Below are 24898 nucleotides of genomic sequence, written 5' to 3'. Positions count from 1 at the left end.
TTCATTCACTCCTCGGCTTCACTGCGTTCAGCTGTATATTCATATACCTTCTCGGCAATATCCGTGAACACTACTCCGTTGAGATGATCGATTTCATGCTGAAAAGCACGGGCCAGCAGACCGCTTCCCGTAATCGTCACTTCCTTGCCTTCACGGTCAAGGCCACGCACCGTAACAGTCTCCGCGCGGCGCACATCGCCATTTAGCCCGGGAATACTCAAACATCCCTCAGGTCCAAATTGTTCGCCTTCCATACTGAGTATTTCCGGGTTGATCAATTTGATCAAACCATGCTCCTCATCGGCATCCACTACGATCAGCCGTTTCAGGATACCCACCTGCGGTGCCGCCAGGCCAACGCCTTCAGCGTCATACATCGTGTCCGCCATATCGTCCAGCAGCTTCTGGACATTGGGTGTTACTTTCGTTACTGTTTTCGCTGTCTTGTGCAGCACTTCATCCGGTTCTTTCACGATCAGCCTGATTGCCATTACCAAAACACCTTCCTTGTTCTGAACATTTCTATAGTTAGTAAAACGAATTAATAAACCAAATCATGCCTAGAGGCAATATTTCCTTACCCATTGTAACATGTCTTCCGGTTACATCAACATCTGCGGATCAACGTCGATGCTGACCTGCAGTCCTGTGTCACGGACCGAATCCTCCAGCTCTTCAGCCACCTGCTTGGCCAGCCCAATCGCATCTATGGCTCCCCGCCATTTAATGATGCACTGGAATCTGTATCTGCCCTTCAGGCGGGGCAACGGTGAAGCCACCGGTCCCAACAGATCAAGCGCGTCCGTGGACAGCTTATCCAAGCTGCCGTACCAGCGGAGCTGTCTCGCTTTGCCCTGAAGGTTCAGCGCATAATTCTCGGCCAGACGCAGCAGCAGCGGCAGCTGTTCATGTGACAGGGTCACGAGAATCAGCCGGCAATAGGGAGGATAATGCAATTCTTTGCGGTGCTTCAACTCTTCACGGACAAAGGAGCTGTAATCATGGCCGCTGGCATGGATAATCGAATAATGCTCGGGGGTATAGGACTGGACCACAACTTCACCGGGTAGCTGATGCCGCCCCGCCCGCCCAGCCACCTGGGTAAGCAGTTGAAACGTCTTCTCCGCCGCGCGGAAATCGGGCAAGTTGAGCGCGGAATCCGCCGTAATAACTCCGACAAGTGTAACATCGGGGAAATCCAGCCCCTTCGCCACCATCTGCGTTCCGAGCAGCACATCCGCCTTTTTGTCCCTAAACTGGTTCAGCAGCTTCTCATGCGAGCCCTTTTCCGTCGTTGTATCCACATCCATCCGGATTACGCGGATGCCGGGAAAAAGTTTGCCTAATTCTTCTTCCACCCGCTGTGTGCCTGTCCCGAAGAAGCGGATATGCTCACTTCCGCATTCAGGGCATACCTTCGGCGAAGGTTCCGCATGGCCACAGTAATGGCAGCGCAAATTGTCGCTGCGGGCATGATAGGTCAGTGAGATGTCGCATTCCGGACAGCCCGCGACATAACCGCAGCTCCGGCACATCACGAAGGTGGAAAACCCTCTGCGGTTCAGCAGCAGCACTGTCTGCTCCCCGCGTTCCAGCCTGCTCTCAAGCGCAGCGTGCAGCCTGCGGCTGAACATGGAGCGGTTGCCTTCCTTGAGTTCATCGCGCATGTCTACCACATGCACCTTCGGCAGTTCATTGCCAAGCGCACGGCTCGGCATCTCTAGCAGAACTGGAGAGAAGTGAATATCGCTTTGTGCCCGGGAAGCATGATAGCTCTCCAAAGAAGGAGTGGCTGAGCCAAGAATTACTGCAGCCCCTCCCTGCTCTGCCCTGCGGACAGCCACATCGCGGGCATGATACTTCGGATTCTCCTCCTGCTTATAGGAGCCTTCATGCTCCTCGTCCATAATAATCAGTCCAAGATTGGCGAATGGCGCGAATACCGCTGAACGTGCTCCGACGGCAACTGCCGCTTTGCCCTCACGGATTTTGCGCCATTCGTCGTACCTTTCTCCGACAGACAAGCGGCTGTGCATCACCGCCACTCCGCTTCCGAACCGGCCCTTAAACCGCTCAACCATCTGCGGAGTGAGCGCGATCTCGGGAACCAGCACCACCGCCTGCCTGCCCTGATCCACTACCCGCTGGATGCACTGCAGGTAAATTTCCGTCTTTCCGCTCCCGGTTACCCCGTGCAGCAAAAACACTTCATGCCGCTGCTCATCCACCGTCCGGACAATCCGTTTATATACGGATTCCTGTTCGTCTGTCAGTGGCAGCGGAGTGCTCGGTTTGAAATCGCGTCCCCGGTAGGGATCACGGTACACTTCAATTTCGCTGATCTCAATGAAGCCCTTGTCTTCCAGCGACTTCACGGTACCGGCTGTAACCTGCAGCACCGACAAAAGATCCTTCATCGGCATGGGTAGCATCGGCTCCATGTCGATCAGGAAGGACAGCACTTCCTTCTGCCGTGCTGAACGTGCCGGGAAGCTGCCCAGTGATTCGCGGGCTGCGGCAACGCCTATCGCCAAATCTACGGCCTTCAGCTTCTTTTTGCCCATTTTATCCTTAATCGACTGGCTCTCGGACAGCACTCCCCGCCGCAGCATGAACTTCACTGTCTCCGCCGCATCTGGAAACGTCCGGGTCAATTGTTTCATGGAGACCTCCCCGGCACGTCTGACAAAATCGGTGATCTGCTGCTCCTCCTGGTCCGTATCCAGAAACAGCGGAAACAGTTCATCCTCAGGGCTCCCTGCTTCCTCTGCCGCTTCTCCGAGGGAGATCAGACGCTCGGCTTTGCCCTTAAGGGCAGTCGGAAGCATAGCCTGCAAAGCGGAGATCCGTCTGCAGGCATATCTTTGACTCATCCAGTCCCCAAGTTCTACAAGCTCTGGCGACAAAGGCGGGAGCAGATCAAGCACTTCTTGGATGGGCTTAAGGGTAGGGCCCGAGCCGGTCTCTCCCGATTCCAGTGAGACTACAAAACCCTGTACAGTCCGGTGACCAAAAGGAACAGCCACTCTGCTGCCCACTTCAATCCACAGTTTCAGGTCAGCGGGAATCAAATAATCAAATGGCCGGTCAGTGCTGCGCACGGGAACATCGACAATGACCTTGGCTATATCCATTATAAAGCAGCTCCAGCGATACGCTCTGCTGCGAGTCCCAGCAAGCGGCGCGCCACTTCATCTTTACTTACCAGGGGAAGATCCAGCACAAGGCCTTCGGCCCCATAAATAGAGACAATATTGGTATCCGTGCCAAATCCGGCCCCTTCCGCAGCCACATCGTTAGCCACAATAAGGTCCAAATTTTTGCGGACCAGCTTGTCCTTCGCGAAGGCTTCGGCGTTTCCTGTCTCGGCGGCAAATCCGATCAGGAACTGCTTGTCCTTCATTTTCCCCAGACTCTCCAGGATGTCGGTTGTCTTAACCAGTTCAAGCGTCATTGTTTCTCCGCTTTTTTTGATCTTGGATGGGGCACTCTGCTTAGGACGGTAATCTGCTACAGCAGCGGCCTTGATCAGAATATCGCATGCCTTCCACCGGCCGGCAACCGCCTCATACATCTCCTGGGCCGACTCTACCCGTACCACTTTGATGTCCGGGTCCTGCGGGGGCTTCTCATCCGTACGCGCAGCAATCAAGGTTACCTCCGCACCCATAGCCCGCGCAGCACGGGCCAGGGCAAAGCCCATTTTGCCTGAGGAGTCATTGGAGATATAACGCACCGGATCAATCCGCTCCACCGTACCTCCAGCCGTCACAATAACTTTTTTACCAGCCAGCGGACCGGATGCAGCGCTGTTCTGAAGAGCGAAGAACGCATCCACACAGCTCACAATCGTCGCCGGCTCCTCAAGCCTGCCTTTGCCTACATAACCGCAGGCCAGCAGCCCTTCACCCGGTTCAATAAACTGCACACCACGCCCGGCAAGAGTATTCATATTGCTGATTACCGCCGGATGCTGGTACATATGGACGTTCATTGCCGGTGCAACCATAATCGGAGCGGTCGCGGCCAGCAGTGTGGTGGACAACATATCATCGGCAAGGCCATGCGCCATTTTGGCGATGATATTGGCCGTAGCCGGTGCAATCAGGACAAGGTCGGCGGCATCGGCGAGGTCAATATGCGATATCGATGACGGGTCGCGTTCCTGGAAGGTATCGCTGTATACCCGCTGCTTCGAGAGTGACTGCAGTGTCAGCTCAGTAATGAACTGTTTAGCCGAGGCTGTCATAATGACATGGACTTCGGCTCCTCTTTGTGTAAGCTTGCTGGTCAAATCCGCTGCCTTGTATGCAGCAATTCCCCCTGTAATGCCAAGAATAATCGTTTTACCCTTGATGTTGTTCAACATGATCTCCCCCCTGTTCCTTTCCTGCGCCAAAGCTCTATAGTTCGGATATAAAATGAAGAAAACTTGAAATTCTAATATTTCGGGCAAGAAGAAACGGCTGCGTCGGCTATCTCGAGACGGCATCCGTTTCTGCAATAATATAAGGATAATATAGCGTAAATCCTCTAGCCTTATCTCTTAAAAAAATAACAACCTTCCGGTTGTCAGGAACAGCCCGGTACGGGCTATGGGTCACTAGGTTCATGCGCTGTCAGCCCCTTAACCTAAGAAGAAACGGTAGCGCCGCCTTATACAAAGGCGGTGTCCGTTTCTACAGTAGGCATGGCAAGCTATCCGGACTATTCTTCGCCGCGTGTTACAATGATGCGGTCTTCATAAATTTCTTCCAGGGCAACGCCAACAAACTTGTGGGATCTCGGCGACTTGATATCAGTCTTGCCGCCTTCACGGAGAGCTCTTGCCCGGCGGGCAGCTGCGACAACCAGCGAATACTTGCTGTCGACCTTGGTCATCATTTCATCAATAGATGGATATAGCACGTAAGACACCTCTTCATCTTTTACTGTTAAATACGATCAATCTTGCTGTGCATATCATCTTACCTTACAATGTTCGGCGATAATAATGCTTTCTATTCGCTTACAGGCCAGATCAATCTCATCATTCACTACGGCATAGTCATAATGCCGGATCAGTCCAATCTCATCTTCTGCTACGGACATGCGGTGGTTAATCACATCAGGATGCTCCGTACCGCGACCGCGGATGCGGTCCTTCAATTCGTCCATGGAAGGAGGAAGAAGGAACACAAAGATGCCTTCCGGGAATTTGTCTTTGACTTTGAGAGCTCCCTGAACCTCGATCTCCAGAATAATATCTCTTCCGCTCTCGAGTGTTCTCTCCACAAAATCACGCGGAGTACCGTAATAATTGCCTACGTACTCCGCATACTCCAGCAGCTGGTCCGCTTCTATCATTGCCGTGAACTGCTCTCTGCTCTTGAAAAAATAATTGACGCCGTTCTCCTCACCCTCACGCGGACTGCGTGTGGTGGCGGAAACGGAATAGATAAGCTCGGGCATCTTCGGCCGCAGCGCGGTACAGACGGTACCTTTACCAACGCCGGAAGGGCCGGACAATATGATCAGCAATCCTTTTGACATAGTACACTCCATTTGTTGTTATTCGTCGTTATCGTCATCTTTGCTGGATAAGCGGTGTGCCACAGTCTCCGGCTGAACAGCCGACAGAATGACATGATCGCTGTCTGTAATAATGACGGCCCGCGTCCGGCGGCCGTAGGTCGCATCGATCAGCATATGCCGGTCTCTGGCCTCCTGGATAATACGTTTAATTGGTGCAGATTCCGGGCTGACAATGGAAATAATGCGGTTGGCCGATACGATATTTCCAAAGCCGATGTTGATTAATTTGATTGCCATGTTCCGGTTGTTCCCCCCATAAGTTACATCTTTGCTTGATTGAACTACCTGTTATTCTAAGTTCGCTGCTTGCTCGCGTATCTTCTCCAGCTCAGCTTTCATATCAAGCGTGAGGTTCACTAGAGTCAGATGGTTGCATTTCGACCCGATTGTATTCGTCTCCCTGTTCATCTCCTGAATGAGAAAGTCCAGTTTGCGTCCTGCCGGCTCGCTTCCCTTCAGCAAAGCTCTGCATTGTTCAAAATGACTGTACAGCCGGGTAAGCTCCTCATCAATGTTACAGCGGTCGGCAAAGGTAGCAATTTCCATTCCGAATTTATGCTCCTCAAAAGGGAAAGTCCCGTCATTCAGCGCGTTCAGCCGCAACCGCAGCTTATCACGGTATTCAACTACTACTGCAGGAGCAAGTGCGGCCATTTCAGCGTGCAGCTCCTCCAGATGCCCTAGCCGGCGCGTTAGGTCAGCGGCAAGATAACCGCCTTCCCGGGCGCGCATTTCCAGCAGGGATTGAAGGCTTTGCTCCAGCCCCAGTTCAAGCATCCCGGAGTACTCTTCAAAGGATGCAAATCCTGTGGCGGCTGCCTCCTCCTTGAGCTCCATTACACCGGGCATAGAAAGTATATCACGTAAAGTCAACTCGCCCGTAAATCCGAACTCGTCCTTCAGCGCTTCCGCGGCTTTCAGATAGGACTTGACCGCCGGGCGGTTCAGCATCTGAACAGAGGCTGTCTCTTCAGTGATTTCTCTATTAATGACGACATCTACCCGTCCCCGTTTGATATGATGCAGAACCTTTCTTCGCAGCATATCCTCATAACCCGTCCAATCCCGGGGCATCCGCAGCACAACTTCGCAGTAACGGTTATTCACCGATTTGACTTCGAACGTAATCTTGTAACCGCCGAATTGCAGGGATGATTGACCGTATCCGGTCATGCTAAATGACAACGGAATCACATCCATTACACTATTGTAATTGATTATTACTAGCGAAACAAGGGGGACAATTTGCGCCCTTGTTTCTTCCAAATGTACTCCAGCAGCTGGACGCTCATCTCGTAGAACATGAATGGCGTCATCAGATAGATGCCGTTAAAATGCTCTGTCGCCGCGTCCAGCAGCTCTTTGGCGATGGCCACGCCTTCAGCCCGGCCAACCTCTCCTTCAAGACCCTGCATCCGGCTGCGCACCTCTGCGGAGAGCTGAATACCGGGAACCTCGTTATGCAGGTATTCTGCATTGCGGCCGCTTGCCAGTGGCATGATCCCGAGGAATATCGGAATATCCAGATGCTCGGTCGCTTTGGCGATACGGGCGATCAGCTCAGGATCATACACCGGCTGGGTCATAATATAATCCGCGCCGGAAGCGATCTTCTTCTCCAGCCGCTCCACCGCCTTGTCCAAATGTTTGACATTGGGATTAAATGCGGCTCCGATCACAAATTTCGCCTTCTGCTTCAGCGGCTTGCCGGAGAAAGCGATCCCGTCGTTCAATTGCTTAATCATCCGGATGATCTCAAAGGAAGTAAGATCATAGATCGAGCTGGATCCCGGCAGATCCCCGAAACGGGCCGGATCTCCGGTCACCGCCAGCACATGGTCGATGCCAAGCGCATCAAAACCCATGAGATGTGACTGGGTTCCGATCAGATTCCGGTCACGGCAGGCCACGTGCACCAGTGGCCGGAGTCCTGTGTGGGCCTGAACCAGATGCCCGAGAGCCATGTTGCTCATCCGAGTTACGGCGAGTGAATTATCCGCAAGGGTCAGCGCATCTGCACCTGCTCTGCGCAGCGCATCTGCACCTCTCATAAACTTGGCGATGTCCAGGTCACGGGGAGGGTCAAGCTCTACAATAACGGTGTGGCGCTCCTTGACCAGATCGACAAGTGTCGGTTCGCCGCCGCTGCGGCCTTCATCCTCGCCGAGATGTTCCTGCACCACAATCCGCTCCGTGCTCTTCTTCTGAGTCGGTTCTGGCAACGGCTGTGGAGCATAATCACGCAGTGCCGCCGAGATTTCGGCGATATGCTGCGGAGTAGTCCCGCAGCAGCCGCCGATGATCCGGCTGCCCAGCCCGGCAAACACAGTAGCCATTTGGCCGAAATAATCCGGTGTGGCGCCATAGCGGTACTGCCCGTCCACATAATCCGCTACTCCGGCATTGGGATATACCGACGCCGGAAGTGTCAGACTGCCCTGAAGCGTCTTCAACGCACGCTTGATGCCGTTGGGACCGGTCCGGCAATTGAAGCCGATCACATCTGCTCCGTCCTGTTCCAAAATGCGGAAGGCTTCCGGCAATGTCAATCCATCCAGCGTTCGCGCCGTTTCATCTACAGCAAGCTGGCAAATGACCGGAAGCCCGCTGAGCTTCCGCACTGTCCGCAGTGCCAAATGCAGCTCTTCCACATCGTAGAAGGTTTCCAGCATAATGCCGTCCGGCTGCTCTTCCAGCAGTGCGGTGATCTGCTCCGTGAAATAACGCTTCAGCTCAGACGAAGAAAGATTTGCCCGTTTGCCGGCACGAATGGAGCCTACCGCTCCGACTACATATCCTGCTTCGCCGGCAGCTTGCCGGGCAATCCGCACACCTGCACGGTTGATTTCCCCAACCTTTGCTTCCAATCCGTATTTGGACAGCCTGTCATAATTGGCAGAAAACGTATTGCTCTCCAGCAGCACGGCTCCAGCTTCAATATAGCTGCGATGCACGTCTTCAATGACCCCCGGAGAGGTCAGATTCAATTCCTCGTAGGAGATGCCGACAGGAAACCCTTTTTGATATAAAAAGGTTCCCATGGCTCCGTCCCCGACCAAAACATTCGTATTCCACGCAGAGCGCAAATCCGGCTTCACCGCAAGAACCTCCCCTAAACTGTCATTAGTTTCATACTAATGTAACATAAATCGGGTTGGATGATAAGCATTCAAAGCCCAAAAGCCTAACCGCTCCATCACTGCCTTTGCATGGCAAGGAAAGAAATGATTCATACTATATAGATTGAACTTATGGTTTTAGAGTACAGGATCATTCGCAACTACGGTGAATATTTGGACTTCCGGCCGCTGTTGTCTTCAGATTTCTTGATCAATACCGCTATTAGCGGTAGAAATCCGAAGACAAAGGCGGACACTACCGCTCCTCCAGTTCCAAAATTCCCCTCCGTTGCTCCTTTCCCTTATCTCTAGGTTTTATGTTCAATCTATATAGCTTTATTCTTATATTAAGGAGGAAGTACCTTGAAAAAAAAAACAAGAAGGCTGCTGCTGCGCAAATACGCTGTAATCCTGTTGTTATCCACACTTTCCTTGCTTTACTTATATTTTGGCGACTGGCTGTTCGGCTATGGGATGGGTAACATCAGATATATCCTGAACTACCTGCTCTATTCCGCCTCAGAGAAGCTGGCTGCGGCAATCATGCTGCTGTGTCTGCTGGTTCCAGACCTAATCTATTGGGTTCGCGGCAGTCAGCCCGGGCGGGGGGCCGAGAAATAACTCTTCAACGCCGTGATTATAATCAGAATGGCTGGGATAACCACTATAAACAGAGGATATACCATATACAGCAGCCTTCCGCCTTCATCCAGATGTTCGATAAAGCTGCGGGCGTCCAGGATGGAGGTGAACAGGATAATCAGCGCGCAAGGATAGATCATTTTCCGGTAAGGGATACCGAACAGCTCGGATATTCCAATCAAGGCGGCGGCAAAAAACACGGACATTTTGAAAAACACGCCGATAATCAGCACCATAACCACAAAAATATCAACCCGCTGAATAAAATCAGAAATGGAAATTTTGCTGATCGTCGGCATCAGCGGTAGCGGCGAGCGCCGAACGATATCTGCACCCAGCACCGATATATTAAGCGCCATGGTAAAGCTCAGCAGCAGCGCGGATACCAGCATGGCTGCGGCAATAATCCATGGGCCTTTTTTTACATTGGACAAGTAGGGCATCAGCATTGTAAAACTGATCATTTCGCCAAAAGGAAACATAAAGTTCTGGTGTGCGACTGAGACCAGTACCGGTTTGATCCCGTCCTCCAGCATGGGAAGCAGGCGGTGCAGGTTTATCGAGCCTGACAATACCAGCATAATTGTACTGAACACACCGATGATCAGGACGATACTGGCAAAAACAACCGAAGTTCTGGTCAGCACCTCTATCCCTTTATGCAGGACATAGGCTCCTGATAAAATCATCAGACTGCTGAGAATGAACATCGGGGTTTTATGCATGGTCGCCATGGCCAGCATCGTGCTGCCGTCACGCAAATCCCGCGCTGCCAGGTTGAGATATAAAATGATGTACAACACCGCAACCGGTATTCCCAGCGTTTTGCCCAGCAGTTTCCGGGTATAAGCTGTAAAAGACAGCTCCGGGTGTTTCCGGTACAGATAAGCGTAGCCCGCAAACACGACAATCCCTGCCAGACAGCCGACCAGTATTGAGAGCCAGGCATCCCTCCCCGCCTCCATTCCCAAATTAACGACAAGTGCCGTCCCCAGCTCAAACAGCAAGGTCAAGCTGAAAAACTGGGTTAGACCAATTTTGATGGTTCCCATCATACCCCCCCTTTATTTCGCATTACTTATTGACCTGAAAAGAATTGCTCCTCATATCCGTATGCCTGATCACAGCATCCGCCTCGATTCTGACCTCACAATGCGCAAATACATCCTCCCAGTGATCTCTGATCTTTTTCCAGCCGCGCGGATTTCTCCGTTCTACTGCCTCTCCGAAGCCGAGATAATCGCTCTTTAGCCCCCTGGCAGCCGATACCGCTGCCTCAATCTGTTTTCTCGTCTCATCGGTCAGCCGGCCCGAAAGCTCTTCCAATACCTTGGGAGAGGTAAGATTAAGCACGTTAGCCGATTCCTTAAGCGCGGCCTGCTGGGTGATTTTAATAGTAATTACAGGATGCTCCGGATCCTTCGCCTGAACCTCCAGATGAACCTGGGATTTATATACATTGAAGGAAATATAGCCGCCTGCCGGGCTCTTTACTATTACAGGCACCTCTTTAATTTTGTTATGCAAAAGTACGGTACCGAGCGCAGCGTTGCCATCCAGCCAACCCTTCAGCTTATCATCCCTAAACGCCGCCATACCAGACACTCTCAGAATCGCACTCGGAGCAATCGTCTTCATATTATCGTTGGTGTCTGCGGAATTCCTATCCCCTGTGGTAAACACCCCGTTAATAATCGGACCTCCGCCTACGGTCTGAATCCCCCTGACGACATCATCCACCTCCACCCTAAAGTTGTAACCGAACTGCTTTGAGGTGGTCTCCAGCTTTTCTACCAGATCATTGGCGGGGATTTTGCTGAACACAGTCATCGTTGACATTAGGTCGCTCGCCGGCTGGCCTCTGGAAATGAACATCAGGCTGGTGAGCCGCGTATCACTCTCCCGTTCCAGCACATCCAGCATGTCCTTAATTCCCTCACGGGCAAACGCCTCCGAGATGACAAGCACCCGGACATGGGCAAGCGACAGAAATCTCGCAGTTTGCCGCGAAGCGTTGGCCAGTGCCTCAAACATCGTGCGGCCGCTGCCTGTATACAAAGACACCGGTGAAGTACTCCGGGTATTCTCTCCGGAGATTTCCTCCGAGACAATCACCTGGAAGGACAGCCGATACTTCTCTTTCTCCGTGGGACCTCTGTCAATGGCCACGCCGGAGACGATAGCCCTCCTGTTCAGCTCGACACTGTCCCAGCAGCCGGTGAGAACAAGCGGCAGCATAATCTGCAGAATGGACAATAAGATCAGACAGGAAGGCTTAATCTTCATTTCGCCCTCCTTCATCGACCGGCATAGCATCGTAATCCTTAAGGATCAGAGGTGCGAGTTCAGAATCATGGCCTGTCGTGACTCTCATGTAGTCCGGCAGTTCCGCCCGCATCTGCTGTGGGGATTTGCTTGGTCTCATCAGCCACAAGGGCAACCGCAGAATCGTATCTTTCTGCCCTTTTATAGAGAGCGGAACAAACGGCGACAAATAGGGAATGCCGAAGGAACGCAGACTGTTCATATGTGCTACCAGCACAATTAAACCAAGGGTAATGCCATAGAAGCCGAACATGGCGGCCAGCAGCAGAAAGCCGAAGCGGATAATCCGTCCGGCAATCGCCATGTTGTAAGCAGGAATGGCGAAGCTCGCAATCCCTGTTAATGCAATGACAATAACCATAATCGGGGTAATAATTCCAGCTTCCACAACTGCCGAGCCAAGAATCAGCGCACCGACGACCGAGACCGTCTGTCCGATAACACGTGGCATCCGCACGCCCGCTTCACGCAGAATTTCAAATGCGCTCTCCATCAGCATAGCCTCTACAAAAGCCGGAAAAGGTACATTTTCCCGCTGGGCCAGCAGATTGATCAGCAGGGTTGTCGGAATCATCTCATAATGATAAGTGGTCAAAGCAATATAGATGGAAGGACCGAGAAGCAAAACAGCAAAGCTCATATAACGTACGATCCGCATCAGTATTGCAATATCGAACCGTTGGGAATAATCCTCCGCCGACTGAAAAAATTGAGTAAACACCGCCGGCAGAATCAGCACAAAGGGTGTACCGTCCACGATCACTACAACTCTGCCTTCCAGCAGATTACCTGCTGCCACATCGGGCCGTTCAGAATTATATATTGTCGGAAAGGGCGTAAAGGTCTTGTCCTGAATCAGCTCCTCCAGGAATCCGGACTCCAGCACCTCATCAATGGCGATCTTATGCAGGCGGTCTCTGACCTCCTGCACCAAATCTTCACCGGCGATTTCCTTCATATACATGATAGCCACATGGGTTTGGGTTTCCGAGCCGATTTTCATATACTCCAGCCTCAGCTTGGGGGACTTGATTCTCCGGCGGATCAGCGCAATATTGGTGCCCACGGACTCTACGAAGCCATCTTTAGGCCCGCGGACAACGAGCTGCGAAGACGGCTCGCTGACAGAGCGCTGTTCGCCGCCTCTGGTATCACACACAATAGCTGATGTGTAACCTTCCACCAGAATCGCCGTATCTCCGGAAAGCACGGCCAGCATGATATCGTTCCATTCCTCTTTGAAATCCGCTTCACCTATTTCCAGGGCAGAGCTTAGGATCCGTGCTGGCAAGTCCACCCCTCTGTCAGCTTCGTCCATGCCATCCGTAAGCCCTGCGGTATTATCGAGCAGTGACCCCACCACAAATTCATTGACTGCGACGGTATCTGCGAGCCCGCTCAGATGAACAGCCGCGGCTTGAACAGGGTGGACTCCACCAATTTGGATCTGGCGGACTTTGAGATCAGGGCTGTTACCAAGCTCTCTCTGTATGTTCTCTATACTCTGGCCAAGATTTTCTGACAGTTTTGGACCGCCGCTGCCCAGACGCTGCTCGCGGGCATCCTTTGCCCCGTTTCTTGCAAGATATCGCTTCGAGTTCACCCGGCTCCCCCCTCTCTCGTATTACTTCTTATTATTCACGGTTAACTCTGCCATTATTCGGATAGGATGCCATTCTGGAACAAGCATATCAATGCTTATATTTGCAAAAAGGATGACCTGCAAGCGGGCAGCTTGAGGTCATCCTTTTGTAATGCACACCTTATTCAGTTTGGATACCGAAATCCCTGCAGGATTAAACTTCTACCGAGCCGGTATATACAACCTGGGCAGGTCCGGTCATATAGACATGGTTGTCATTCTCATTCCACTCGATAAACAGATCGCCGCCCTTCAGGCTGATCGTGGCCGAGCGGTCTGTATGGCCATTCAGTACCGATGAGATCAGCGTTGCGCAGGCTCCGGTACCGCAGGCCAGTGTCGGTCCGGCGCCGCGTTCCCAGACACGCATATCGACATGGCTGCGGTTTAGCACTGTCGCGAATTCTACATTCACTTTTCTCGGGAAAAGCGGGTGCACCTCAAGCTTTGGCCCCCAGGTCGCAAGATCAAACGACACGGCGTCCTCCACATAGATTACACAGTGCGGATTGCCCATGGATACGGCCGTGAACTTGAATTCTGTTCCGTCTGCCTCGATGGGCTGGTCCAGCACAGGCTCGGCATCTATCGCTACCGGAATCTGCGGGCCCGACAATACAGGTTCTCCCATATCGACCGTAACCGTCTCCACCACGCCGTTCTTCACTTGCAGGGATACCTTTTGTTCACCGGCGCCGATGGTTTCAATCACAATCTGCTCCGAGCTGACGAGACCCTGCTCATATACATATTTGGAGACGCAGCGGATTGCATTTCCGCATTGCTCCGCTTCTGAGCCGTCCGAATTCATAATGCGCATCATATAGTCTCCGCGCTCTGACGGAAGAATGTAGACAAGACCGTCGGCTCCGATGCCGAAGAACCGGTTGCACAACGTAACTGCAAGCTCGGAAGCATTGCCCGGCAGCTCCTGCTCACCGAATACGATAATAAAATCATTTCCAAGTCCGTGCATTTTTGTAAATTCCATTAAAAATCCCACTCCTAAAAGTTTGTTAGCATTCACATCTTCCGAACAAGCATCGTACAAAACTTGCTTCGGAAGCTTACGCGATGTTTAGGCTTCTGTGAGACTAGCATACCTTAAGGAGTGGTCTTAAGCTATTGACTTTATGCTGAAATTTTTGTACTTTTTATCATCGTCCGGCCTCCGCTGCGGCTGCGGTTCTTCTTGCCGCCCCACACGCTGCCCGCTCCCATCAGGAAGGTAGGGATACCGGCGGTGACCAGCACCAGGCACCATTCGCGGAAGCTAAGCGGTACGGTCTTAAATACCGGTTGCAGCGGCGGCAGATACATAACAGCCAGCATGAGCACAACGGAGGACAACACGGCGAGCACCAGATATTTATTCTGGAAAGGATTGCGGTGGAACACCGAACGGGAACTGCGGCAGTCGAATACATGAATAAGCTGAGCCATAACCAGTGTGGCAAAAGCAACCGACTGTGCGCGGATAAGCTGCTGCGGGCTGCCTGGATCAATACGCAGCGTCAACCAGAAGGCGCCCAGGGTGCACAGACCGATCAGCAGGCCCCGGCTGATGATTTTCCAGCCCAGGCGGCGGGCAAAAATATTCTCCTTCGCTCCGCGCGGCTTGTGCTCCATCAGATCCTTCTCCGGCTGATCCACGCCCAGTGCCATCGCAGGCAGTCCGTCGGTGACCAGATTGACCCAGAGAATCTGGATTGGCACGAGCGGCAGCGGCAGCCCCAGCATCATAGCGAAGAACATGGTCAGGATCTCTCCGACATTGGAAGCCAGCAGGTAACGGATAAATTTGCGGATATTCTCGTAAATATTCCGGCCTTCTTCTATGGCTGCCACGATCGTAGAGAAATTATCATCTCCGAGAACAAGTGCTGAAGCTTCTTTAGTGACATCGGTGCCGGTGATGCCCATGGAAATCCCGATGTCCGCCGCTTTAATCGCCGGAGCATCATTCACGCCATCTCCGGTCATAGCTACAACATGGCCCCGCCGCTGCAGAGATTTGACGATCCGCAGCTTATGCTCAGGGGAGACGCGGGCGTATACATATACAGAGTCTGACACCTTATCCAGCTCATCATCAGTCATCCGCGTTAGCTGGGAGCCGGTCAGAACGGTCCCACCCCGCTGCAGAATGCCAAGCTGATGGGCAATGGCTTCGGCGGTAGTTCCGTGGTCACCGGTAATCATCACCGTCTTGATTCCTGCCCGCCGGGTAATGCTGATCGCGTCGCGCACTTCACGGCGCGGAGGATCGATCATTCCGGCCAGTCCGATAAATATCAGCTGGGATTCCGCTTCTTTTTCACTGTCTGCTGCTTCGCCTGATCGCAGCTCTCGGTACGCCATCCCTAGTACACGCAACGCTCCGGAAGCCATCTCCTCGTTCGCTTCCAGCACCTTCTGGCGCAAAGTCGGCGTACAAGGGACAACCCCGCCTTCCCACAGCATATAGGCGCAGTTGCTCAGCAGCACATCCGGCGCTCCCTTGGTGCAGATCATACGTCCGCCGGGATGCCCCACGATCACAGACATCAGCTTGCGCTCAGAATCGAAAGGAAACTCCTTCTCTCTGGCATACGTTACAGCAAGCGACTGGGCAGTGAGCCCCATCTTCGCGGATAAAGCGACTAATGCGCCTTCGGTAGGATCACCCTTGAGCTCCCATACCGACTGGGTGTCTGCCGCCTTGTCCGTTTCACCCTTATCCTTTCCCTTGCGTTTCCCGCGGCTGTCACTGGACAGAGACTCAACAATTTCGGCATTGCTGCATAAAGCCCCGACCTGAAGCATGCGCCGCAGGCTTTGATCATGCTTGAGATCAACAGCTCGCCCCTTCTCCATCACTTGTCCGCTGGGAGCATAACCTTCGCCCGTCACGTCCAGACTTCGTCCTCCGGTCCACAGCCGCGTTACCGTCATCTTGTTCTGGGTCAGAGTACCTGTCTTGTCAGAGCAGATTACGGAGGCGCATCCGAGAGTCTCCACCGAAGGAAGCTTGCGGACGATCGCTTTGCGTTTGATCATCCGCTGCACGCCAAGTGCGAGCGCGATGGTGACAATCGCCGGCAGACCTTCCGGAATGGCTGCAACTGCAAGACTGACGCCTGCCAGGAACATCGCTGTAGCGGGCTGACCGTGTAGAATGCCAGCAACGACGACGACAATGGTCAGACCGAGCGAAACGTAGATCAGGATCTTTCCAAGCTGCTCTAGGCGGTGCTGCAGCGGCGTTTCCTGTGATTCAGTGTTCTGGATCAGATCGGCAATTTTGCCCATCTCGGTATCCATGCCTGTACGGACTACAACCGCCTTACCTGTGCCCCGTGTTACCATCGTCCCCATGAAGCCGATATTTTTCTGGTCCCCCAAGGGAATCTCCTCGGCATGAATCGGTTCCGCGTGCTTGGAGACGGGCAGCGATTCACCGGTCAGTGCAGATTCCTCGGCATAAAGTGCGCTGCACTCCAGCCAGCGGACGTCAGCTGGAATCCGGTCGCCGCTTTCCAGCAGAACGATGTCGCCGGGCACCAGCATTTTTGCCGGTATAACTTCCTGCTTTCCGCCCCGCAGCACTTTGGCAGAAGGTGCCGAGAGCTGTTTGAGTGCGCGGAGTGAACGCTCAGCACGGAATTCCTGGACAAAACCCAGAACTCCGTTGAGTAAAATAATAGCGATGATCGTAATTGCATCCAGATATTCACCCAAAAGTCCGGATACCAGCGTCGCTCCCATCAGCACAAGCACCATAAAATCCTTAAACTGATTCAGCAGCAAGGTGATCGGAGAAATTGTCTTCCCCTCCGAAAGCTCGTTATACCCGCTCTCTTTGCGTCTCTCCTCCGCCTCCTCTCCGCTTAGGCCTACTCCAGGATGAATGTTCAGCATCCTCTGCAGTTCCTCCGCACCGAACCGGTGCCAACTTTTTTGTTCCATGACTATTCTTTCCCCTCCCGGTCGTTTCTTGACTTCCGGCGGCGCACAGCTTTTCCACCTGTTCATGACAAAGTCTATTCATGGTCGTCCCAAAATATCACAGCTTCGCAGCTTCTCCTTTTGCGTGAATGTGTTAAAGTATGGCATCATAGAGAAGAGAAATTCATTATTATGCGACAGGAGAACATTATCATGGCATTAGACGGCATCGTTACAAGAGCGATCGTGCATGAGCTTGGGCCTTTCATCGGTGCACGCGTCGGCAAAATATATCAACCAAACGCTCACGACCTTATCTTCATCCTGCGCGGCGCAGGCGGCGGAGGCAAGCTGCTGCTGTCGGCCAATCCAACCTACCCGCGACTGCATCTGACGGACCGGAACACGGTTAACCCTGCAGAAGCACCGATGTTCTGCATGCTGATGCGCAAGCACTGCGAAGGCGGCACGATTGAGAGCATCACCCAGGTCGGCATGGAACGCATCATTCATATAAACATCAGGACACGGGATGAGCTGGGAGACGTTTCGGCCAAAAAAATTATTATTGAGCTCATGGGACGGCACAGCAATATCATTCTGACCGATCTCTCCACGGGCACGATCATCGACGGTATTCATCACGTAACCCCATCAATCAGCAGCTACCGGAATGTCATGCCCGGCATCGCCTACCTGGAACCGCCGCAGCAGCACAAGCTGAATCCGCTGGAGATCGGCAAAGAGGATTTTGTTACTTTGTTCTCCTCGGCAGAAGAAGCAGCACTGCTGGCAGGCACCCTGGAGGAGGAGCCCGCGGAAATCATTGAGGGCGAGATTGCGGACCTGCTGCGGTCTCTGGAAGAACCCAAAGCGGATGGTTCAGGCGGTCCATCGCCAACAGCCGATCCAATCGGATGGATGGTGCATGCCTTCAGCGGTATGAGTCCGCTGATTGCCGGAGAAATTGTGCGGCAGCGCAGCGCCGGCGGTTCCGAAGCCGCGGAGCCCGGACGCGATCAGCAGGATGATGCTTCTGACGACAGCAGCGGGAATCCGCTCCTGTTGTGGGAGGCCTTTAATCAGGTGCTGGCTCCGGTACGGGAATTCCGGTTTTCACCGGTTATAGGGACGAATGCCAAAGGCAAACCCGTTTTCTCGGCAATTCCGCTGGCATTGCCGGATGAAAGCTTGAAGCATTACAGCTCGATCAGCGCTTGCATGGAAGACTATTACGGGGATAAAGCGGAGCGGGATACCGTAAAGCAGCGCGTCAGCGATCTGATTCGCTTCCTGGGCAATGAGCGGAGCAAAAATATTAAAAAACTCGCCAATCTCCAGAAAGACCTGGAAGAAGCGGAAGATGCCGACCGTTACCGGATTTGGGGCGAGTTGCTGTTTGCGTCACTGTATGCCGTGTCCAAGGGCGACAAGGAAGCCCGGCTGGTGAACTATTACGATGAGAACCAGGCGGAGACGACCATTCCGCTTGATCCGCTGCTGACGCCTTCGGACAACGCGCAGCGTTACTTCAAGAAATACAACAAATACAAGAACAGCCTGCGGATCATCGGTGAGCAGCTGATCAAAACCCATGAAGAGATTGCTTACATGGAAACACTGCTGCAGCAGCTGGCCCACGCCTCGCTCAATGATATTGAGGAAATCCGCGATGAGCTTGTCAGCCAGGGTTACATGCGCGACCGCAGCAAAAAGGGAAAAAAGAAGAAGAAAACCACCCGTCCTACCTTACAGGTGTTTACCTCCTCCGAGGGCGTGGACATCTATGTCGGCAAAAACAACCTGCAGAACGAATACGTCACGAACCGGCTGGCTTCTGCCAATGACACTTGGCTGCACACAAAAGATATCCCCGGCTCGCATGTCGTGATCCGCAGCGAGGAATTCGGTGATGCCACCCTGGAGGAAGCGGCTCAGCTTGCCGCCTACTTCAGTCAGGCCAAGCAGTCAAGCAGCGTGCCAGTGGATTGCACCCTGATCCGCCATGTCCGCAAGCCAAGCGGTGCAAAGCCCGGCTTTGTCATTTACGATCACCAGAAGACACTGTTTGTCACACCGGATGAGGCGCGGATCAAAAGTCTGCCGAATGCTTTGAGAAGCTAGCTCCGGGCCCTTCTTCGTTATTTCAAATATCTGGACAGACCAAAGAACCTCCAAGCCTGACGAAACATCGTCTCGGGCTTGGAGGTTCTTTAACTTTTCCGGTGTTTCAAATCGTCAATGTTCATAACTATTACTTTCAGCTATTGTATTGACCCCTGTGGTTAATTGGATTAAGCAGGCGTACTTAACTCTTTATCCCTTCAGCCGCTCCAGCACATCGGCAGAAACCGTAACGCTTCCCAGATCACCGTGGAAGATCACACCTTGCCGCGCACCATGAAAATCCGAGCCGCCGGTAACAACCAGGCCGAATTGTTCGGCCATCGCCAGATAACGCTCCTCATCGGCGGAAGTATGATCGGAATGATACACCTCAATGCCCCTCAGAGAGCTTCGGGTCAGAATGCTGCGCACCAGCTCATCATCACCGTAAATGGCGGGGTGAGCCAGCACCGGAGTGCCTCCGGCTTCAATAATCCACTCACAGGCCAGCTCAGGTGTAATCCGCGGGGGAGAGACATATGCCGCCGCACCAGTTGCCAAATATTTATCAAAGGCCTCGCGCATATCCGCTGCCGCGCCCAGCCGCACGAGTTCATCAGCGATATGGGGCCGCCCGATACTTTCATCAGGCTTCAATTCACGGCCGATCCCTGCAATAACATTGTCCAGCGTAATATTGATGCCGAGTCCGCGCAGCTTGCCGATAATAGACGCATTGCGCTTGGCACGGGTATCCCTTTGCTCTGCAAGCCGCGAGAGAAACAGTTCCTGCTGTATATCGATATAATATCCAAGCACATGAATCTCCTTACCTTCTGCACGGGTGCTGATTTCTACGCCGGGTACAACCGTAATCCCGTACTTCAGGCCCGCCTCCAGCGCTTCGGCAATGCCGCTTACCGTATCATGGTCGGTAATCGCTACTGCGGCCAGCCCTTTATGACAGGCAATCCGCACATTTTCCGCCGGTGGCTGCATTCCGTCCGAAGCCTGTGTATGGGTATGTAAATCACATCGGCCCTGTAATCCTGGTTTAGCACCATCTATAGGGTTGCTGGCTTCCACATCGTTCTCCATCATGCCACTCCTTGTCCCAAGTTTATAATGTACCTGCAGACTCCCATTCTTCACGAAGAATCCCCATCTTTATGGCATCATAATATTCGCCCCGCACAATCCGCGCTTTGCGGACACGGGCTTCCTCCACCATCCCGCATTTGGCGGCCAACCCCTTCATCCGGGCGTTGCCGGACCAGGTGCCGATGCCGAGACGAACTGTATCCAGCGAATTGAACAGATATTCCATCCACATGCTGAAGGCTTCGGTACCGTATCCTCCAGACCAATAACGGGAGTCATAAATAGCAATTCCGATTTCAAACCAATTCGTGACTTCCGAAACCCAGTATCTGCCCACACTTCCCTTAATCTCACCATCAATCTCGATAATCAAACGGTTCCGCGGTTTATCCGTACCTACAAGTGCCAGCATCCCGTTATATTTTTCCGCAAATTGCGCATAACTTACTTGCTCCAGCGGTTCGTAGGGACCATCCCATTGCAGAAACTCGCGATCTTCTGCCTCATAATAGAAATAATAGATTTTGCGGATATCCTCTTCCCTCAGGTCCCGCAAGACAACCTTCTCTCCGCGCAGCAAAATGACCATCATCAGACTCCCCTATCCCACTATTTTTAACCTGCCTCTCAGCGTAAACTCATACCTAAGAATTCCTCAGCACCATCCCAATCGCCTACTGGTCGTTCGCGTGCTGGCGCAAAAAGGTCAGAAACGTAACCGCAGAGATCGGCAGCAGCGTTGATTTTAGATGAATCGCATAGAATTGTCTCTTAAAAGAAGTATCTGACAGATTCACAATCTTCAGCAGCCCCAGCGTCACCTCATGCTTAACCGAGGAGGCTGAGATTATGGTCAGACCCAGCCCGGCCTCCACCGCTGATTTTACCGCGCCTGTGCTGCCCAGCTCCATTACGACTCGCATCGCGGCCGGATCCAGCCCCTTGGCTATCAGCTGTTCTTCCATCACCCGGCGTGTTCCCGAGCCCTGTTCGCGCAGCACAAACGGATACTCCAGCGCTTCCTCTAGTGTAACTTCATCCCTGTCTGCAAGCGGATGCTCACTGGGAACAATCAGCTTGAGCTCATCGCCCATGACCGGTTCAATCTCCATGTCGGGATGGGACACCGGCGCCTCGATCAGCCCGAAATTTAGCTGGTGTTTGTGAATTTCCTCCATGATCTGCGACGTATTCATCACTTTCATCATGATCGAAATATTCGGATACGCTTTGCCAAAAGGGCCCAGCAGACGCGGCAGTACATATTCTCCAATCGTCAGGCTTGCCCCGAGCTGCAGCCGTCCCTCCAGCATATGGGTAAAGGCCGACATCGCCTGATCGGTCTCCCGCATCAGCTGAATGCTGCGCAGCGCGTAGGGCATAAGCGTCCGGCCGGCCTCGGAGAGCACAATTTTTTTACTCGAACGGTCAAACAGCTTGGCTCCGAAATAGTCTTCCAATGCCTGTACCTGCATCGTTACCGCCGGCTGCGTCATATGCAGTGTCTGGGCTGCAGCAGAGAAGCTCCCCCGTTCAGATACCGTATAAAAAATATGAAGCTGATGAAAATTCATGCACTCAAAGCCCCTTCATAGATCATAAATTATTCTAAGTGGAAACGGCTTTGCCGTCCTCAAAAGGACGGTATCCGTTTCAGCGAGAAATAGAAAGATAATTTATAGCGTGAAGCATATAAATTCATATATTTTAAAAAAGGCATGCAGCCACCCGCCGCATACCTTCTTTGTAATTGCTGTGCATTATTTGCGTTTGCGGCGCTTCTTCATCAGCTTCATGCGGCGTGAGTTGCGCAGACGCGAATAATAAGCTTGCAGGTCACGCAGCTGGGGAGTCGCGGAGATCCGCCCCAGATAAGATACGATTACCATAACATACAGCGGACGCCCGGAGAGGCTCGTTACATCTTCCAGCTCCCTAAACTCGGCAATGACTAACGTATCCTCGTCAATCAAATACGCGTTATGCTCCTTTTGCTGGTAAGGTTTGATCCGGTTTTGCTTCAGGCATTGCCACATCCATGCACTGAGTTGTCCGCTGTCACTGCTTTCCGGGTTAATCCGGTCCAGATAGCGGCTCTTGGCATGATTGGTAATCACAATATCAGCTACCCTGTAGTCATTCAGCATGATGTGGAAGGGTTCAAACGCCCCCCACCATTCCATCCCCTTGCCATGCATTATCATCACACTCCACCGAAAGGGTCTTGGCATGCTCTCTTATTGTTGTCAATCTTACCGCATTGACGCGGGTTGTTCAAGCACACCCCAAGTCAGCGAATGTGAAATACCAGTGTTAGTTGCCGGACCCGCTTGTAATTCTGTCTGCGTCATCCACAAGACTGCTGCCTTTGATCATTTTGCATTTTTTCTTGATCCGCGCCGCCTCACCCGAAATGGCTTCGATGGAATCAAAACGCTGGAAGCGGTTGGTCACTATGGCGATGGAAATCGAGACGAGCGGAATTTCCTCCATAACTCCTGAGCGGCTTTCAGTCAGCACATACTGTTGTGCGAGATGGCCGATATGATAAAAGCCCTTCACCGCTGTCTCAAATTCCCTGATGATGATCCTGCAGCAATCCTCATAATCATAATTATTGATGAAAATGATAAAGTCATCCCCGCCGATATGCCCTAAAAAGCCCTCCAGACGCAGCGCACAGTGCTTTAAAATTTCCGCAGTCGCCTGAATCATCCGGTCCCCTTCCTTAAATCCATAGGTGTCGTTATAAGCTTTGAAATGGTCAAGGTCAATATAAAGTACGCTGAATTGCTCCTGCAGCAGTGATTTCACCATCCATTCATTGATGCTCAGATTACCCGGCAGACCGGTAAGCGGGTTCAGAAAACTGGCGGCTACAGCCTGAATCTCGGCAAAATTAAGCAGTAAATCCCTCACACTCACAGCTCCGAACATTACACCTTCATGGATAACGATCACATAATCATAAAGATTCTCTTCATTTCTGTTCATTGCCAGCCTACTGACCTCGGTGATCGGTGTTTTGTACTCTACGGCAAGCGGATTTCTGTCCATCACTAGCGATACCGATCTTCCCATATACAGGGTATAACCATATAAAGTGCCTATCTGCTGGTAAAATCGGATTCTCATAATTAATGCTACCGGATGCCCGTTTTCGGTTACCGCCACTCCTTGGAGCTGGAGATTTCTTTTGAATATTTGATCCACGTATTCGCATTTATGCTGAGGGGAAATCTCCGGAATTTGCTCCGCGATTTCACCGATCTGAAGAAACATGCTTGTAGCCTCCTCTCACCGGAACTTTAATGATATCGGAGGGGAACGATCCATGCACGGGACGATGAACGGGCCTGCCCAGAGCGTACCCTTGACCGAATTCAATCCCCGCCTGCTGCAAAAATCGCAGCTCCCCGGCTGTCTCGATTCCCTCGGCGATCACCCGGGTCGATGAACGCTCGGCGTATTCCCGGACCAGCTCCAAAAGTTCCTGCTGTTCCCGGTTGCCCTGAATCCCGTGGATCAAAGACTTGTCCAGTTTGATGAATTCCGGCTTTAAGTACACCAGTGTCTTCAAGCTGTTATACCCGGAGCCGGCATCATCGACAGCGATCCGGAAGCCCTGCTCGCGGTAATGGGACAACACTTTTTCAAAGCCTACATAATCCTGTACAGCCTGCCTTTCGGTCAGCTCAAAGACAATCCGCTCAGGTGACAACCCGAGCTCCTGCAGCAGTCCCAAGGTTTCTCCGCTTTTATGGCGGGCATCATTCAGCACCCCCGGATGCACATTGATGAAGACAAGCCGTTCACTTTCCACACCTGATTTCGGAAACCGCTCCACATACCGTGAAAGCGACAGCCTGCGGCAATCCTGCTCGAAGCGGAACATCTGCTCCGTCCGTCCGGCAAACTCATAGAAATGCTCTGTAGTCGGGAAATGTACCGAGCCAGGAGGCCTGTTCAGTGCCTCATGTCCGATGGTCCGTCCGGAAGACAGCTGCAGTATCGGTTGAAAAAAAGTATCCAGCCGTTTGTTATTCATAATATCCAGGAAGGCGGTCAATCTTCCCAGTTCCTTGATTTCACCTCTCATCCTTCCATTGAGATGCTGAAGGTATTGGGAAATCACTGCTAATTTTGGGGGCATTGCCCACGCTTTGGTCATCATATCACCTATATGCTCTTCTACGTGAATTTTGTCACTCTCTTCCGAGTATAAACAGGAAATATTAAGCAGCGATAAAGTGACCGTCCTACACGCTCTATTTCCCTTTTAATATGACCGCTAAAGACTTCAAGTTATATAAGTTGAACTTTAGATTTACCGGGCCGGTATAGAACGCAACTGCGGTGAATGTTTGGACTTCCGGCCGCTGTTGTCTACAGATTTCTTGATTTATACCGCTATTCGCGGTTGAAATCCGTAGACTGCTTATGCTTTCGAAGCGAGCTTTCC

21 protein-coding genes are annotated in these 24898 nt (G+C 52.4%); 2 read left to right on the top strand and 19 right to left on the bottom strand.

Annotated features, from left to right (window positions below; all coding sequences use genetic code 11):
- Positions 1–5: 5 nt before the first annotated feature.
- From def to NSS79_RS13890, 8 genes are all read right to left on the bottom strand, one after another.
- Entirely contained in the window at positions 6–491 is a 486-nt protein-coding gene (def, locus tag NSS79_RS13925) for a peptide deformylase (protein WP_076111299.1), read from the bottom strand.
- Between the two features lie 111 nt (positions 492–602).
- Positions 603–3134: a primosomal protein N' gene (priA, locus tag NSS79_RS13920; RefSeq protein ID WP_076111298.1), complete on the bottom strand. Its 2532-nt coding sequence runs from the start codon at positions 3132–3134 to the stop codon at positions 603–605.
- The gene (gene coaBC, locus NSS79_RS13915) at positions 3134–4369 is read right to left on the bottom strand and encodes a bifunctional phosphopantothenoylcysteine decarboxylase/phosphopantothenate--cysteine ligase CoaBC (protein WP_342439782.1); all 1236 of its coding nucleotides are present in this window, start codon (positions 4367–4369) and stop codon (positions 3134–3136) included. Before coaBC ends, priA begins: the two co-directional genes overlap by 1 nt.
- Positions 4370–4707: 338 nt before the next feature.
- Positions 4708–4908, bottom strand: coding sequence for a DNA-directed RNA polymerase subunit omega (gene rpoZ / locus NSS79_RS13910; RefSeq protein WP_038590559.1), 201 nt, complete (start codon positions 4906–4908; stop codon positions 4708–4710).
- 54 nt (positions 4909–4962) lie between these two features.
- Positions 4963–5532 (bottom strand): guanylate kinase, encoded by a 570-nt coding sequence (gmk, locus tag NSS79_RS13905; RefSeq protein WP_038590557.1) that lies wholly within the window; start codon positions 5530–5532, stop codon positions 4963–4965.
- 18 nt (positions 5533–5550) lie between these two features.
- Positions 5551–5811 (bottom strand): DUF370 domain-containing protein, encoded by a 261-nt coding sequence (locus tag NSS79_RS13900; protein WP_006209218.1) that lies wholly within the window; start codon positions 5809–5811, stop codon positions 5551–5553.
- 51 nt (positions 5812–5862) lie between these two features.
- Positions 5863–6759: a YicC/YloC family endoribonuclease gene (locus NSS79_RS13895; RefSeq protein ID WP_342439781.1), complete on the bottom strand. Its 897-nt coding sequence runs from the start codon at positions 6757–6759 to the stop codon at positions 5863–5865.
- 38 nt (positions 6760–6797) lie between these two features.
- Positions 6798–8672: a bifunctional homocysteine S-methyltransferase/methylenetetrahydrofolate reductase gene (locus tag NSS79_RS13890; RefSeq protein WP_342439780.1), complete on the bottom strand. Its 1875-nt coding sequence runs from the start codon at positions 8670–8672 to the stop codon at positions 6798–6800.
- A gap of 384 nt (positions 8673–9056) precedes the next feature.
- Here NSS79_RS13890 and NSS79_RS13885 point away from each other — a divergent pair, with 384 nt between their 5' ends.
- The gene (locus tag NSS79_RS13885; protein WP_340898794.1) at positions 9057–9314 is read left to right on the top strand and encodes a hypothetical protein; all 258 of its coding nucleotides are present in this window, start codon (positions 9057–9059) and stop codon (positions 9312–9314) included.
- Here NSS79_RS13885 and NSS79_RS13880 read toward each other — a convergent pair.
- The 5 genes from NSS79_RS13880 to NSS79_RS13860 all read right to left on the bottom strand — a co-directional run bounded on the left by NSS79_RS13880 (position 9287) and on the right by NSS79_RS13860 (position 17250).
- Positions 9287–10390, bottom strand: coding sequence for a GerAB/ArcD/ProY family transporter (locus tag NSS79_RS13880; RefSeq protein ID WP_342439779.1), 1104 nt, complete (start codon positions 10388–10390; stop codon positions 9287–9289). The two genes, NSS79_RS13885 and NSS79_RS13880, sit on opposite strands and share 28 nt — an antisense overlap.
- A gap of 19 nt (positions 10391–10409) precedes the next feature.
- Positions 10410–11621 (bottom strand): Ger(x)C family spore germination protein, encoded by a 1212-nt coding sequence (locus NSS79_RS13875; protein ID WP_342439778.1) that lies wholly within the window; start codon positions 11619–11621, stop codon positions 10410–10412.
- Positions 11611–13263: a spore germination protein gene (locus NSS79_RS13870; RefSeq protein WP_342439777.1), complete on the bottom strand. Its 1653-nt coding sequence runs from the start codon at positions 13261–13263 to the stop codon at positions 11611–11613. The genes NSS79_RS13875 and NSS79_RS13870 overlap by 11 nt, the downstream gene beginning before the upstream one ends.
- 193 nt (positions 13264–13456) lie before the next feature.
- Complete coding sequence (dapF, locus tag NSS79_RS13865; RefSeq protein WP_342439776.1) at positions 13457–14293, bottom strand: diaminopimelate epimerase; 837 nt, start codon at positions 14291–14293, stop codon at positions 13457–13459.
- Between the two features lie 140 nt (positions 14294–14433).
- Complete coding sequence (locus tag NSS79_RS13860) at positions 14434–17250, bottom strand: calcium-translocating P-type ATPase, SERCA-type (RefSeq protein WP_342439775.1); 2817 nt, start codon at positions 17248–17250, stop codon at positions 14434–14436.
- A 192-nt stretch (positions 17251–17442) separates the two neighbouring features.
- Here NSS79_RS13860 and NSS79_RS13855 point away from each other — a divergent pair, with 192 nt between their 5' ends.
- A complete protein-coding gene (locus NSS79_RS13855) occupies positions 17443–19353 on the top strand; it encodes an NFACT RNA binding domain-containing protein (RefSeq protein WP_342439774.1) in 1911 nt (636 codons plus the stop codon).
- Between the two features lie 192 nt (positions 19354–19545).
- Here the strand turns inward: NSS79_RS13855 and NSS79_RS13850 are convergent, their stop codons facing one another.
- The 6 genes from NSS79_RS13850 to NSS79_RS13825 all read right to left on the bottom strand — a co-directional run bounded on the left by NSS79_RS13850 (position 19546) and on the right by NSS79_RS13825 (position 24610).
- Positions 19546–20433: a PHP domain-containing protein gene (locus tag NSS79_RS13850; RefSeq protein WP_342440365.1), complete on the bottom strand. Its 888-nt coding sequence runs from the start codon at positions 20431–20433 to the stop codon at positions 19546–19548.
- A gap of 22 nt (positions 20434–20455) precedes the next feature.
- The gene (locus tag NSS79_RS13845) at positions 20456–21025 is read right to left on the bottom strand and encodes a GNAT family protein (RefSeq protein WP_342440364.1); all 570 of its coding nucleotides are present in this window, start codon (positions 21023–21025) and stop codon (positions 20456–20458) included.
- A gap of 85 nt (positions 21026–21110) precedes the next feature.
- Positions 21111–22010 carry a selenium metabolism-associated LysR family transcriptional regulator gene (locus tag NSS79_RS13840; protein WP_342439773.1) on the bottom strand — a complete coding sequence of 300 codons (900 nt, stop codon included), beginning with the start codon at positions 22008–22010 and terminating at the stop codon, positions 21111–21113.
- 186 nt (positions 22011–22196) lie between these two features.
- Positions 22197–22634, bottom strand: a complete 438-nt coding sequence (locus NSS79_RS13835; protein ID WP_340899849.1) for a hypothetical protein — start codon at positions 22632–22634, stop codon at positions 22197–22199.
- Positions 22635–22749: 115 nt separating this feature from the next.
- Positions 22750–23718, bottom strand: coding sequence for a GGDEF domain-containing protein (locus NSS79_RS13830; RefSeq protein ID WP_342439772.1), 969 nt, complete (start codon positions 23716–23718; stop codon positions 22750–22752).
- A complete protein-coding gene (locus NSS79_RS13825; RefSeq protein WP_342439771.1) occupies positions 23699–24610 on the bottom strand; it encodes an EAL domain-containing protein in 912 nt (303 codons plus the stop codon). Before NSS79_RS13825 ends, NSS79_RS13830 begins: the two co-directional genes overlap by 20 nt.
- Positions 24611–24898 lie beyond the last annotated feature (288 nt).

The sequence above is a fragment of the Paenibacillus sp. FSL L8-0436 genome (assembly GCF_038593025.1).
Taxonomy (GTDB): domain Bacteria; phylum Bacillota; class Bacilli; order Paenibacillales; family Paenibacillaceae; genus Paenibacillus_AQ.
Note: the sequence above shows the minus strand (reverse complement) of the source record. Positions and strands in the feature narration are given on the sequence as shown.